14 protein-coding genes are annotated in these 12,970 nt (G+C 75.6%); 7 read left to right on the top strand and 7 right to left on the bottom strand.

Annotated features, from left to right (window positions below; genetic code table 11):
• Positions 1-31: 31 nt before the first annotated feature.
• The 4 genes from EBO36_RS05705 to EBO36_RS05690 form a co-directional block, all read right to left on the bottom strand.
• Complete coding sequence (locus EBO36_RS05705) at positions 32-769, bottom strand: zinc ribbon domain-containing protein (RefSeq protein WP_122823760.1); 738 nt, start codon at positions 767-769, stop codon at positions 32-34.
• Positions 766-1,974, bottom strand: a complete 1,209-nt coding sequence (locus EBO36_RS05700) for a Nif3-like dinuclear metal center hexameric protein (RefSeq protein ID WP_122823759.1) — start codon at positions 1,972-1,974, stop codon at positions 766-768. The genes EBO36_RS05705 and EBO36_RS05700 overlap by 4 nt, the downstream gene beginning before the upstream one ends.
• 59 nt (positions 1,975-2,033) lie before the next feature.
• Entirely contained in the window at positions 2,034-2,465 is a 432-nt protein-coding gene (locus EBO36_RS05695) for an OsmC family peroxiredoxin (RefSeq protein ID WP_122823758.1), read from the bottom strand.
• Positions 2,466-2,639: 174 nt separating this feature from the next.
• The gene (locus tag EBO36_RS05690) at positions 2,640-3,503 is read right to left on the bottom strand and encodes a sigma-70 family RNA polymerase sigma factor (protein ID WP_122823757.1); all 864 of its coding nucleotides are present in this window, start codon (positions 3,501-3,503) and stop codon (positions 2,640-2,642) included.
• Between the two features lie 76 nt (positions 3,504-3,579).
• Here EBO36_RS05690 and EBO36_RS05685 point away from each other — a divergent pair, with 76 nt between their 5' ends.
• Positions 3,580-4,350 carry an SDR family oxidoreductase gene (locus EBO36_RS05685; RefSeq protein WP_122825477.1) on the top strand — a complete coding sequence of 257 codons (771 nt, stop codon included), beginning with the start codon at positions 3,580-3,582 and terminating at the stop codon, positions 4,348-4,350.
• Between the two features lie 31 nt (positions 4,351-4,381).
• Here EBO36_RS05685 and EBO36_RS05680 read toward each other — a convergent pair whose 3' ends face one another.
• Positions 4,382-5,119 (bottom strand): TetR/AcrR family transcriptional regulator, encoded by a 738-nt coding sequence (locus tag EBO36_RS05680; protein WP_122823756.1) that lies wholly within the window; start codon positions 5,117-5,119, stop codon positions 4,382-4,384.
• A gap of 94 nt (positions 5,120-5,213) precedes the next feature.
• On the opposite strand from EBO36_RS05680, the gene EBO36_RS05675 reads away from it, so the two are divergent.
• Genes EBO36_RS05675 through EBO36_RS05660 form a run of 4 tightly spaced genes read left to right on the top strand, consistent with a single transcriptional unit; the run spans position 5,214 to position 9,938 of the window.
• The gene (locus EBO36_RS05675; RefSeq protein ID WP_122823755.1) at positions 5,214-6,173 is read left to right on the top strand and encodes an ATP-binding cassette domain-containing protein; all 960 of its coding nucleotides are present in this window, start codon (positions 5,214-5,216) and stop codon (positions 6,171-6,173) included.
• Positions 6,170-6,976 carry an ABC transporter permease gene (locus tag EBO36_RS05670; RefSeq protein ID WP_122823754.1) on the top strand — a complete coding sequence of 269 codons (807 nt, stop codon included), beginning with the start codon at positions 6,170-6,172 and terminating at the stop codon, positions 6,974-6,976. Before EBO36_RS05675 ends, EBO36_RS05670 begins: the two co-directional genes overlap by 4 nt.
• A complete protein-coding gene (locus EBO36_RS05665) occupies positions 6,973-9,354 on the top strand; it encodes a DEAD/DEAH box helicase (RefSeq protein WP_122823753.1) in 2,382 nt (793 codons plus the stop codon). The genes EBO36_RS05670 and EBO36_RS05665 overlap by 4 nt, the downstream gene beginning before the upstream one ends.
• Positions 9,351-9,938: an SWIM zinc finger family protein gene (locus EBO36_RS05660; RefSeq protein ID WP_164471361.1), complete on the top strand. Its 588-nt coding sequence runs from the start codon at positions 9,351-9,353 to the stop codon at positions 9,936-9,938. Before EBO36_RS05665 ends, EBO36_RS05660 begins: the two co-directional genes overlap by 4 nt.
• Here the strand turns inward: EBO36_RS05660 and EBO36_RS05655 are convergent.
• Both EBO36_RS05655 and EBO36_RS05650 read right to left on the bottom strand, forming a co-directional pair.
• The gene (locus EBO36_RS05655; protein ID WP_122823751.1) at positions 9,878-10,336 is read right to left on the bottom strand and encodes an OsmC family protein; all 459 of its coding nucleotides are present in this window, start codon (positions 10,334-10,336) and stop codon (positions 9,878-9,880) included. The genes EBO36_RS05660 and EBO36_RS05655 overlap by 61 nt on opposite strands.
• A gap of 32 nt (positions 10,337-10,368) precedes the next feature.
• Positions 10,369-10,860 carry a MarR family winged helix-turn-helix transcriptional regulator gene (locus EBO36_RS05650; RefSeq protein WP_122825476.1) on the bottom strand — a complete coding sequence of 164 codons (492 nt, stop codon included), beginning with the start codon at positions 10,858-10,860 and terminating at the stop codon, positions 10,369-10,371.
• 194 nt (positions 10,861-11,054) lie between these two features.
• Between EBO36_RS05650 and EBO36_RS05645 the strand changes: the two genes are divergently transcribed.
• Both EBO36_RS05645 and EBO36_RS05640 read left to right on the top strand, forming a co-directional pair.
• Entirely contained in the window at positions 11,055-12,476 is a 1,422-nt protein-coding gene (locus EBO36_RS05645) for an FAD-binding oxidoreductase (RefSeq protein ID WP_122823750.1), read from the top strand.
• A complete protein-coding gene (locus EBO36_RS05640) occupies positions 12,473-12,958 on the top strand; it encodes a hypothetical protein (protein ID WP_122823749.1) in 486 nt (161 codons plus the stop codon). Before EBO36_RS05645 ends, EBO36_RS05640 begins: the two co-directional genes overlap by 4 nt.
• Positions 12,959-12,970 lie beyond the last annotated feature (12 nt).

The following is a 12,970-nucleotide window of genomic DNA, read 5'->3' as shown; positions in this document are numbered from 1 at the left end:
GCTGCGTCGTCCCCGAAAAGGCTGGGCTGGGTCACTTCTCGGCCATGCGGACGAGGATGTAGCCGTAGTCCTCCGCCACCACCACCTGCTCGGGCGGCGCGGCGTGGATGGCCTCGAGCTCGGTGAGGGAGAAGTCGAGCTGCGCGCCCTCCGTGCGGGAGCCGTACAGCGCGACGGCGCCCAGGCCGCCCGTGCGGGAGCGGACGCGGTCGTACATGGTGAGGAGCGCGGCGTCGATCTGCGCCGCCACCTTCTCGCGCTCGGCCTGGACCTCGGCGAGCTGGGCGTCGAGCTCGGCGTAGGCCGTGTCACGCTCCGCGGTGTGCCGGGCGACGTCGGTCGCGATGGCGGCCTCCTGCGCGGCCAGCTCGGCGACGCGTCCCTCGGCCTCCTCCAGGCGCTCCATGGCCTCGAGCTCGATCTCCTCGAGCACGCCCTGGCGGCGGGCGAGCTGCTCCACCTCGTGCTGGAGGGCCTGCGCCTCCTTGGCCGAGACGGTGCCCTCGTCGAGCCGCTTCTGGTGCCGGGCGGCGCGGTCGCGGACCTGGGCGACGTCGGTCTCCGCCTTGGTCACCTCGCGGCGGACGTCGGAGACGACGGTGCGGGCCTCACGCTGGGCGCGGGCCAGGTCCTCGGCGCGGCCGTCGAGCTCGGCGAGCGCGGCGTGCACGGGCAGGCTGCGGCGCTGGTGGTTGAGCCGGGCGGCGCGCGTGTCGAGCGCCTGGATGTCGAGCAGGCGGCGCTGGTCGGCCACGGGTGCGGTGGTCACTGGTCGGCTCCCTCGTCGGTGGGGTGGTCGGGGTGGGTGGCCGGGTCCCCTGGGCCGGCGTCGCGCCGTCCGAGGGTGATGGTCCACGGGTCGGTGACGCGGGTGCTCACCCTGGTCTCGAGGGCGGCGCCGGTGGAACGGGCGTCCTGCTCGAGCGCCTCGGCGGCACGGGGCAGCCAGGGCCACTCGCTGGCCCAGTGGGCGGCGTCGACGAGGAACGGCCGGCCGCCGTCGCGAGCCTCGGAGGTGGGGTGGTGACGCAGGTCGGCGGTGACGTAGACGTCGGCGCCCAGGGCACGGACGGTGCCGAGAAGGCTGTCGCCCGAGCCCCCGCACACGGCGACCGTGCGCACGTCCGCGTCGAGGTCGCCCGAGACGCGGATGCCCTGGGCCGTGGCGGGCAGCGCGGCGGCGACGCGCTCGGCGAACGCGCGCAACGTCGCCGGCTCACGCAGGGTGCCGATGCGCCCGGTCCCCGTCGGGCCGTCCTCGGGGGCGAGCTCGACGACGGAGAACGCGGGCTCCTCGTACGGGTGGGCGGCCCGGAGCGCGGCGATGGCCTCCTGGCGGCGTCCGCGCGGGACGACCATCTCCAGGCGCTCCTCGGCCACCGTCACGACCTCCCCGACCGCACCGATGGTGGGGTCGGCGCCGGTGACCGGCCGGAACGTGCCGCTGCCACCGACGACGAAGGCGGATCGCTCGTACGCGCCCAGGGTCCCCGCGCCGGCCTCCGCCAGGGCGTCGAGGACGCCCTCGGTGTGGCTGACGGGCACGTAGGTGGCCACGGCGTCGAGCACGGTGCGGGGCTGGGCCACGAGCGGGCGCAGGTCCTCGATCCCCAGGGCCTCGGCAAGCGCCTCGGCCACCCCGCCCGCCGCGTTGTCGGCGTTGGTGTGCGCGACGTAGAGCGCGCAGCCCCCGCGGATGAGCTCGTGCACGACCCGGCCCTTGGGGGTGTCGGCTCCGACCCCGTGCGTGCCGCGCAGGTAGAGAGGGTGGTGCGTGAGCAGCAGGTCGGCGCCCCACGCGAGCGCCTCGCGGGCCACGTCGAGGACGGGGTCGACCGCGAGCATCACCTTGCGGACGGGGCGGTCGGGGTCCCCGGCGACGAGCCCGACCGCGTCCCAGGACTCCGCCGTGCCCGGCGGGTACCGGCGCTCGAGCATGCCGATGACGTCAGCGAGGGTGAGCTGGTGCGTCATTCGCCCAGGCTATCGGTGCGCGGAGACACCGTGGCCCGCCCCGCTGCGGGTGGCGCCGCTCAGATCAGCGTCGCCGTGAGCCCGATCGGCGTGCCCTTGAGCGCCTGGCTCACCGGGCACTGCTCCTTGGCGCCCTGCGCGAGGCCCTGGAAGTCGTCCTCGGAGATGCCCTCGACGTGGGCGTTGACCGTGAGGTGGATCTCGGTGATGCCCTTGCCGACGACGAAGGTCACGGCCGCGGCGGTGTTGAGCTGCGTGGGCGGGGTGCCGTTCTCCTTGAGCATGTTGGACAGCTGCATGGAGTAGCACGTCGAGTGGGCCGCGGCGATGAGCTCCTCGGGGGTCGTGGTGCCGGACGGCTCCTCCGCGCGTGAGCGCCAGGCGACGTCGAACGTCCCGACGTTGGAGGTGTCGAGGGTGGTGGTCCCGGACCCGGTGAACAGGTCACCCTTCCAGATCGTGCTCGCCTTGTTGACGACGGGGTTCGGCATCGTGTTCCTCCTCGTGGAGCGACCGCAGGATGGTCTCCGGCGATGTTCGCTCCGGGTATCTCAGCACGGTGCGGCGAGGGTGGCACCCGGGCGGGGCGGGCGCTGGGGATGTCTGTCCGTGAGTCGATGGGGTGGAGGACGGACCGACCGCCCGGGCGCGACGTTTGGTCGGCGTCACCCCAGGCCGAGGTGGGCTTCAAGCCCGGGGAGCGCCGCGAGGCGGCGAGGATCGGCGAGGACGTCGAGCGTGCGAATCCGCCCCTCCTCGATGCCGAAGACCATGACGGAGGCCACGCGACCCCCCACCGCGGCGGCGACGGCGGGCCGCCCGTCCACCCGCACGAGGGTCGCGTGCGCCGCCGCGCGGGCGTACCCGGTGGCGCTCCCGGCGATCCGCCGGGCTCCCCGGATCGTCTCGCTGTGGCTGCCGTAGTCGGCCCGGAGGATCGCGCCGTCGTCCAGCAGCTCGAGCAGGGCGGTGAAGTCGCCGTCGCGCGCAGCGGCCAGCCAGGCCTCCACCACCTTCGCCTCCCCGCGGGCCGACCGCACCGGCCCCTGCCGCACGTGGGCCCGCGCCCGCGAGGCGAGCTTGCGCACCGCCGGCTCGCTGCGATCGAGCACCGAGGCGATGTCCCGGAACCCCACGCCGAAGACGTCGTGGAGGACGAACGCCAACCGTTCCCCGGGGCTCAACGCGTCGAGGACGACGAGGAGGGCCACGGCGGCGTCGTCGGCGGCGACCACCTCGTCCTCCGGCCCGGGGGCCGGGCTGGGCTCCGGCCACGCCGCGACGTGCCACGACAGCTCCCGCCGTCGGCGCGCCGACCGCACGACGTCCAGGCTCAGCCTCGCGACGACGGTGGTCATCCAGGCGTCGAGGTTCTCGACGTCGTCGGTGTCGGTGCGCTGCAGGCGCAACCAGGCCTCTTGAACGACGTCCTCGGCGTCCGCCGTGGCACCCACGAGCCGGGAGGCGAGCGCGGTCAGCCGCGGGCGCCGCGCCTCGAACCACTGGGCACCCCGGCGCGGATCTGCCATGTCACGTCCTTCTCTCGCGGCTCGTCATGGACATGACGGCGCGACGGGCGCCGACGTGACCGACAAGGAGAACGCCATGGCCACCACCATGCTCGTCACCGGGGGCACCGGCACCCTCGGGCGGCACCTGCTGCCGCTGCTCGCCGGAGCCCAGCTGCGCGTGCTCAGCCGCCGCGCGCACCCGGACGACGGCGGCATCGTCGTCGTCCGGGGTGACACCGTCAAGGGCGAGGGGCTGGACGACGCCGTCGACGGGGTCGCCGTCGTCGTGCACCTGGCCGGGGGGCCGAAGGGCGACGACGTCGGCGCCCGCAACGTGGCGGCCGCCGCCCGGCGCGCGGGCGTGCGCCACCTCGTCCTCATCTCGGTGGTGGGCGCGGACCGCATGCCGCTGGGGTACTTCCGGGCAAAGGAGGGGGCCGAGCGCGCCGTCCGCGAGTCGGGCGTCCCGGTGACGATCCTGCGCGCGGCGCAGTTCCACGACCTCGTCCTGCGCACCGTCGGGGCCATGGCCCGGTTGCCGCTCGTGCCGGTACCGCGCGACCTGCGCGTCGAGCCGGTCGAGGCGGCCGAGGTCGCCGCCCGGCTCGCCGAGCTGGCGCTCGGCCCGCCCCGGGGCCGGGTGCCCGACCTCGTGGGCCCTGAGGTGCTCGGCGCCCCCGAGATCCTCGCGTCGTTGCTCGAGGCGCGCCGGACCCGGCGCCCCACCGTCACCGTGCCGCTGCCCGGGGCGGCGGGCCGCGCGTACCGCCGAGGGCTGAACCTGGCGGGCGCCGATGCGCAGCGGGGGCGCCGCACGTGGGCGGCCGTCCTCGCCGACCGCGCCGCGACGGGCACACGGGTCTGAGCGTCGGGGTGACGCGAGCCGGGCCAGGGCCCTAGCCGAGGCGCCGGGCGATCCCGTCGAGGATGACCTGCAAGCCGAAGCCGAGGGCACCCTCCCGGTCGACAGCGGAGCCGTAGGCCTGCCCGGCGGCCGCCCCGATGCGGGCGGCGTGCGGGTACCGGGCCGGGTCGAGCACGGCCGCGAGGCGCGGGCCCGCGCTCGCCCACCAGTCGGCGTCGGAGGACCCCGCGCGCGCCCGGCCGGCAAGCTCGGTGCGGGCGGCCGACCGTGCGAGGTCGAGCACCAGCGCGAGGGTGCGGTCGACGTCGACGTCGTCGAGGCCGATCCCGACCAGCGGCGCCAGCTCGGCGTCGTACTTCGCCGTCGTGCCCGGGCCGAGCGGTGGCCGCGAGACGTCGACGTCGATGAGCCAGGGATGCGTCGTGTACAGGCGCAGGTTGCGCTCGGCGATGGCGGTGAGCGCCGCGCGCCAGTCGTCGTCGGGCAGCGGGGGCTCACCGGCGTGGACCGTCCCGTTGACGTGGTCGACCAGCAGGTCGATGAGCTCGGCGCGCCCCGGGACGTGGGTGTACAGCGACATCGTCCCCACGCCCAGCTCGGCGGCGATGCGGCGCATCGTCAGCTTCTCCAGCCCGGACTCGGTGGCCACGGCGAGCCCGGCGGCGACGATCGCGTCGACCGTGAGCCCGGCGCGGCTGGGACGGGCCTCGGTGCGCCAGAGGAGCCCGACGGTGCGGTAGGGGTCCCCGCTGCCGGTCCGTTCGATCACGCGCCACCTCCTGCGCCGGAGTATGCCAGCCCCTTCCGGAACGAAGCAGACCTGTGTACCGTACAGCGTACGGTACAGCGAACGAGGAGGGGCGATGGCGCTGGCGATCGACGTGGCAGGGGTCTCGAAGCTCTACGGAGGGGAACGCTCGCCGGTCGGCCTGCGCCACCTCGATATGGCGGTGCGCGAAGGCGAGGTGGTGGCGCTCATCGGTCCGAACGGCGCCGGCAAGACGACGACCGTGCGGGGCCTGGCGACGCTCCTGCGCTTCGACGGCGGCAGCGCCCGCGTCGCCGGCCACGACGTCTCGGCGGACCCCGGCCGGGTGCGCCAGGCGATCGGCCTGGTCGGCCAGTCCGCCGCCGTCGACCAGCACCTCTCGGCGCGGCAGAACCTCGTGTTCTTCGGGCGCCTGCGCGGCCTCCGGCGGCCCGAGGCCCACGCCCGGGCCGCGCAGCTGCTCGAGGGGCTCGGGCTGGAGGACGCCGCAGACAAGCCGGCGCTGCGCCTGTCCGGCGGGATGCGCCGCCGGCTCGACGTCGCCGTGAGCCTCGTCGTCCGGCCGGCGGTCGTCTTCGTCGACGAGCCGACCACCGGGCTCGACCCGGCCGCGCGCCGGGACCTCTGGGCGCGGCTGCGCGCTCTGGTCCGGGAGGGGACCACCGTCCTGCTCACCACCCAGTACCTCGAGGAGGCCGACGCGCTCGCCGACCAGGTGGTGCTCCTCGCGCACGGCGAGGTGGTTGCTCGCGGCACCGCGGACGAGCTCAAGCGGCTCGTGGGCCCGGCGACGGTCCGCATGGCCTTCGCCTCCCCCGCCGACACCTCCGCGGCCCACGACGCCCTCGCCGGCACCGTCGACGGGGTCCAGCCCGACGCGGACGGCTCCTCGCTCACCTACCCCGTCCGCGGCTCCGCGACGTCCACCGAGGGGGTCCTGCGACTCGCCGAGGCGGGGATCGCGCCCCTCGAGGTCGAGGTCCGCCGCCCCACGCTCGACGACGTGTTCCTCACCCTCACCGGCTCCCCGGCCACCGGAAGGATCCCCCGATGACCACCGTTACCCTCACCCCGACGGGACGCACCCGGCTCGGCACCGCCGCGTGGGTAGTCGCGGGCCGGATCGTGCGCTCCTGGGGCGCCCAGCTCCCCGCGATGGTCATCGTCTGGGCGTTCCCGGTCCTCGTCACCGTCCTCTTCCTCGCCCTCTTCGGCGGTGCGCTCGGGCTGCCGGCCGGCGCACCCTACGTCGACTTCCTCGTCCCGGGGATGCTCGCGGTGAGCATGCTGTTCGGGCTGGAGACCTCGACGCTCGCCTCGGCTGCCGACGCCGCCACGGGCGTCAACGACCGGCTCCGGTCCCTGCCGATCGACGGGGCCGCCGTCATCCTCGGGCGCTGCGCGGCGGACACCCTCAGCTCGCTCATCACCCTCGCCACCATGGTCACCTTCGGCCTCGCCGCCGGCTGGCGCCCCGACCCGGCCGGGGTCCCGGCGGCCCTGGTGCTCCTCCTCGCGCTGCGGTTCTCGCTGCTGTGGATCGGGACCTTCATCGGCTACGGCGCCCGGTCCGTCGAGTCCGTCGCCTACGTCCAGATCCTCGTGTGGCCCGTGGCCTTCCTCTCCAGCGTCTTCGTCGACCCTGCCACGATGCCGCGCTGGCTCGGCGTCGTCGCCGAGGTCAACCCGGTCTCGGCGACCGCCTCCGCCGTGCGCGACCTCGTCGGCGGGACCGGGTGGGCGAGCGTGAGCCCCGCGGGCGAGCTCGCCACGGCGCTCGCCGTGGCCTGGCCGGTGCTCATCACCGCGGCCTTCCTCCCGCTGGCGGTCCGCCGTTTCCGGCAGGGGGGCGCATGAGCGAGCTCGACGCGTTGCTCCGCGACCGCAGCACCACGTTCGCCCCGGCCCCGGACGAGGGCTGGGTGGTCCTCACGGCCGACGCCGCCGACCGGCAGTTGCCCGTGGCCCACCTCGTCGAAGCGCTCCTGCGCGTGGGCTCCGACGGCGGGTCGCCCTCGGTCCGCGCGGCGGCGCGCTCCGCACGGGTCGCGGTGGAGGCCGTCGCCGACCGTCGGGTCCGCGTCGACCGGCGCACCGGGCGCTGGCAGACCGCCGCGCGCCGCGCCGCGGGCGACGCCGAGGCGCACGACAGCGAGCCGGACGACGGTGCGGAGGGCGGCCCCGCCGTGGACCGGTTCGTCGACGCGTTCGTCCGCGGCGCGCCCAGGGCGCTGGGCGCGGAGGGTCCCCGCGCCACGGTGGCCGTCGGGGTCGAGGCCGGGATGGCGCGCGCGTGGGTGGAGGGGCGCAGCGAGCGCCGCGTCCTCGACGTCCTCCGCGCGGCGGCCGAGCACTGGGCCGTCCTCGGGCGGCTCGCCGAGGGCGAGCGCGTCGTCGCGCTGAGCGACGAGGACCTCCGGGCCCTCGCCGCGGGGCCCACCGCCCCGGCGCTCGAGCGGGCTGGAGTGGCGCTCCGATGGGAGCCCGGCCTCGTGGCGCCCGCCCGCGTCGGCCACCTCGACGACGACGGCACGCTCACCTGGCGCCTCCGCCTGCCCGACGGCGCCCTCAGTGACGCGGAGGTCGACGCCCTGGCCTCCTCGCACCGGCCGCTCGTGCGCCTGCGCGGGTCTTGGGTGCTGCGGGACGCCGCCGCCGACGTCACCGAGCGGCCGGGCCCGCGGCACCTGGCCGCCGGCGAGCGCGCCCGGGTGGCGGTGACCGGCGCCGTCGTGGCTGGCGGTGCGGAGGTCTCCGTGGCGGACTCCCCCGCCCTGGCCGCCCTCCGCGACCGGCTCCGTCGGCGGCCCGACGCCGCACCGCCCGCGGGGCTGCGGGCACCGCTGCGCGCCTACCAGCTCGACGGCCTCGGCTGGCTGCTGCGCAACGCCGAGCTCGGCCTGGGCTCGCTCCTCGCCGACGACATGGGGCTCGGCAAGACCGTCTCGGCCCTCGCCCTCCACCTGGCGCTGCGAGAGCGGGGCGAGCGCGCGCCTACCCTCGTCGTCGGCCCGGCCTCGATGCTCACCTCGTGGGAGCGCGAGGTCGCCCGGTTCGCGCCCAGCGAGGCGGTGACGCGCTTTCACGGCGCAGGCCGGGCCGTGGACGGCTCCGCCGACGTCGTGCTCACGACGTACGCCCTGCTCCGCACGGACCGCGACCTGCTCGCCGCCCACCGCTGGGGGCTGGTGGTGGCCGACGAGGCGCAGATGGCAAAGAACAGCGCCTCGGCCACCGCCCGTGCGCTGCGCGGGCTCGACGCCCGGCACCGGCTCGCTCTCAGCGGCACGCCGGTGCAGAACAGCCTCGACGACCTGTGGTCGCTCCTCGACTGGGTGGCGCCCGGGCTGCTCGGTCCTCGCACCCGGTTCCGGCAGCGGTTCGCCGCACCCGTCGCGGCCGGGGACGAGGCGGCGCGGGAGCAGCTCGCGGCGCTCGTGTCGACGGTCATGCTCCGCCGGACCAAGGCCGACCCGGCGGTCGCGCCCGAGCTGCCCGCGAAGACGACGACCGAGACCGTCGTCTCCCTCACCCCCGAGCAGGTGGGCCTCTACCAGGCCCTCACCGACGAGGCGCTCGAACGGATCGCGGACGCCGACGGCGTCGATCGCAAGGGCCGGATCCTCGCGCTCCTCACCGCGCTCAAGCAGGTGTGCAACCACCCGGCGCAGTACCTCCGGGAACCGGCGCCGCTCCTGCCAGGGCGGTCGGGCAAGTTCGACGCGCTCACCGAGCTCCTCGACATCCTCGGCCCGGGCGCCCCGGTCCTCCTCTTCTCCCAGTACGTCACCATGGGGGCGCTGCTCACCCGGTACCTCACCACGACCGGCACCGGCGCCGCGCACCTCCACGGCGGCCTGGGACTCGCCGAGCGCCAGGGGCTCGTCGACCGGTTCCAGGCCGGGCACCTCCCCGCGCTCATCCTCTCCCTCCACGCCGCCGGGACGGGGCTGACGCTCACGCGCGCCGAGCACGTCATCCACTACGACCAGTGGTGGAACCCCGCGGTCGAGGACCAGGCGACCGACCGGGCGCACCGGATCGGCCAGTCGCACCCCGTCCAGGTCCACCGGCTGACGAGCGAGGGGACCGTCGAGGAGCGGGTCGGCGCCCTGCTGGCGAGCAAGCGCGCGCTCGCCCGCTCCGCGCTCGACGCAGACGTCGGCGGGCAGCTCTCCGAGCTCGACGACGCCGCCCTCGCCGACCTGGTGCGGATCGGGGGGAGGCGCGGATGAGGCGGCCACCGGCGGCGCGGCGGGTGCTCGAGGTCGCCACCGCGAGCGCGCTCGACGAGGACGTCCTCAAGGAGGCGCGCCGGCTCGCCCGGCGCGGCGCCGTCGGCGCCCTCGCGCTGGAGGGCGGCGCCTTCGCGGTGGTGACGACGCCGGACGGCGCCCAGCACGCCGGATGGTCGGCTCCCACGCCGACGGCGTGGGAGGCGGTCGAGGCCGGTCTCCTCGCCGACGCGGCCGCGGTGCGCGCGCTGCTGGGGCCCGGCCCGCTCGAGCACGCCGGCGGCGCTCTCGAGGACGTCCTCGCCGACCTCGTCCCCGAGCCCTCCGGGTGGGAGCCCCGGTGCACGTGCGAGGAGTGGCTCCTTCCGTGCCCGCACGCTCTCGCCGTCGTCCTCGCCCTCGCCGACGCCGTCACCCGCGACGGGTGGACGCTGCTCCAGCTGCACGGCAAGGACCGGGACTGGGTCGTCGCCGCCGAGGCGGCCCGGCGGGCGCGAACGCTGCTCGCCGAGGTCGACGGCGCTCAGCCGTCGACGATCTCCGGGGTGACGAGCACCTGCGTGCGCAGGGAGTTGGCGATGTAGCACTCCTCGTGCCCCTGGTGGACGAGCTCCGCGACGCGGGCGTGGTCGGTACCCGCCCGAACGGTGATGACCGGGCGCAGATGGATCACCCCGATGCTCACCGGCGCCACGGCGTCGTCCATGGTGGCGTCGGCCGTGTCCCGGTAGTCGAGCACGTCGACGCCGGCCCGCGCGGCGACCGCGAGGAAGGCGAGGAGCTGGCACGAGCTCGCGGACAGGACGAGCAGCCCCTCGGGGCTGGGGTGGGCCGGGTCGCCCCGGAAGGCCGGGTCGGCGCTGAGCGTGAGGGGTTCGCCGGTCTCCGTCGCCGCGCCGGTGTGCGTGCGCGAGTAGACCCGGTATCCCGCACCGGTGGAGCCGCTCCAGCTGACGTCCGTGCGGTAGGAGTGCACCGTCATGGAGGGACCCTAGACCGCGCTCCCCCGGCCTGTCAGGAGGGGTCCGCGCCGGAATCGGGCGAGGACCGGTCCGGCTTGCGCCGTGGCGCCGCCGACCGGGGCGGCTCGGACCGCATGTGGTCACGCAACCGCGCCGTGATCCCGCCGAGCCGGTCGAGGTCGTCCTCGCTCAGGGCGTTGAAGAGGAGGCGCTGGACGACCTCGATGTGCCCGGGAAGCACCTTCCCGACGAGGTCCCGGCCATCGTCGGTGATCTGGGCGAGGACCGAACGCTCGTCGTCGGGGCTCGGACGGCGGGTGATGAGCCCCGCCTTGGCGAGCCGGGCCGCCTGGTACGTGAGGCCGCTGCGGCTGTAGACCACGCCATCGGCGAGCTGGGTCATCGTGAGCGGACCGTCGGCGTACGCGAGCCGGACAAGAACCTGGAACTGCACGTAGCTGAGGTCGCCGGTTGAGCGCAGCTGCTGCTCGACGCCGTGCTGGAGCAGGGCCGTCGCCTCCATGAGCGCGAAGTACGCCACCATCTGGCGCGCGTCCGGCGCGGGACGTCCCGCGTCGTCGGAGGAGGGCTGGGCCACCGGGTGATCGTACGGTCGCCGCCCCCTCACCCCTGCCGCATCCCCCGGGAAAAAACCTTGCCCGCCCGGTCGCGGCGGGACTAGCGTGCCGCGGAGTGCTTCGAGTTCGAATCAATCCGATGCTACCGAGGAGTCCGCACATGACCACACCACCCGCCGCCGCCGCCGCCACCCTCGCGCCTCCCGAGCTCGCCGAGCTCGCTGCGCAGCTGTCCGGGCCGCTGCTCACCCCCGAGAGTGCCGAGTACGACGCCGAACGGTCGGGGTTCCAGCTGGCCCGCCAGCACCGCCCCGCGGTCATCATCGGCGCCGCCCGGCCCGAGGACGTCCAGGCCGCGGTGCGCTTCGCCAGCCGGCACGGCCTTCCCGTGGCGGTCCAGGCCACCGGCCACGCCTCGGCGGCGGTCGCCGGCGACGGCGGCCTCCTCATCACCACCTCGCGCATGCGCGGCGTCGCGGTGGACGCGCACGCCCGGACGGCGCGCCTCGCCGCCGGCACGCGGTGGGACGAGGTGATCGCGGAGGCGGCGCCGACCGGACTGGCCCCCCTCTCCGGCTCCCTCCCCACGGTCGGCGCGGTGTCCTACACCCTCGGCGGCGGGCTGGGGCCGCTCTCCCGGCGCTACGGCTACGCCGCCGACCACGTCCGCTCGCTCGACGTGGTGACCGCCGACGGCGAGCGGCACCAGGTCACCGCCGAGTCCTCGCCCGACCTCTTCTGGGCCCTGCGCGGCGCCCGGGACAACGTCGGCATCGTCGTCGCGATGGAGATCGACCTCGTGCCGGTGCGCACCCTCTACGGCGGCGCCATGTACTTCACCGGCCCGGCCGCCGCCGCAGCGGTGGACCTGTTCGCCGAGTGGACCCGAGGCGTCCCCGACGGGATGACGTCCTCCATCGCCGTCGTCTCCGTCCCCGACCTCCCGATGGTGCCCGAGCCGATCCGCGGACGGCGGGTCACCCACCTGCGCGTCGCCTACACCGCGGACGACCTCACCGGCGGGCCGGCCCTCGTCGCCCCGTTCCGGGAGCTGGGTCCGGTCATCGACACCGTGGGTGAGATGCCCGTCACCGCCATCGCCTCGATCCACAACGACCCCACCACCCCGGCTGCGGCCGAGAGCGACACGACCTTCCTCCGCGCGCTCTCCGGTGACGCCGTGCGGACGCTGCTCACCGAGGCCGGGCCGGAGGCGGCGTCTCCGACGCTCGTCGAGGTCCGCCACCTCGGCGGCCGGTTGTCGCACCCGGCCGACGTACCGAACGCCGTCGGGCACCGCGACGCCGGGTACCTCCTCAACGTCATCTCCCCGCTGCGGGGCGTCACCGCCGAGGAGGCGAGGGCACGCCACCGGGAGGTGCTCGCAGCGATGGCGCCGTGGAGCACCGGCGGGAGGGGCCTCAACTTCATCGGCGCGGACGGGGCGCGGGACGTGCGGTCGGCGTACGAGCCCGACGACTACGCGCGCCTCGCCCGGGTCAAGGCCGCCTACGACCCGCACAACCTCTTCCGGCACAACCTCAACGTCCCGCCCGCCCCGGACCCGAGCGAGCAGCCGTGACCATGGACGCCCGCCTCCACACGCTCATGGACCGGCTGGTGGGGACCTGGCGCACCACGGGGCGGATCACCGGCGGTGGCGAGCACGACGGCGCCACGTTCAGCGGGGTCGACGTCTACGAGTGGTTCCCCGGTGAGCGCCAGATGGTGCACCGCGTGGACGTGGAGATCTTCGGCGGCCGCACGGAGGCCATGGAGTTCCTCACCCCGCGGGCGGGATCGGCGGACACCATCGACCAGGCGTCGTTCGACGCCGACGGCACCGTGGAGCACACCGTGGGGACCTTCGGCGCCGACGGCCGCTACCGCATCGCCGGTGACGGCGCCCGCGCCACGCTCACCGTCGACAGGCCGGACGCGATGCACGCCCGGTGGGACTCGCAGGCCCCGGACGGCAGGTGGCGCGACTGGCTGGACGTGGCGTTCGCGCGGATCGGGGAGCCGCACATCGAGGTCCGGTCCAAGACCGACCACAGCGTCTGAACCCCCGCCACC

It is taken from the genome of Georgenia faecalis, assembly GCF_003710105.1.
Classification (GTDB): Bacteria; Actinomycetota; Actinomycetes; order Actinomycetales; family Actinomycetaceae; genus Georgenia_A; species Georgenia_A faecalis.
This window is presented reverse-complemented; position numbering and strand designations above follow the sequence as displayed.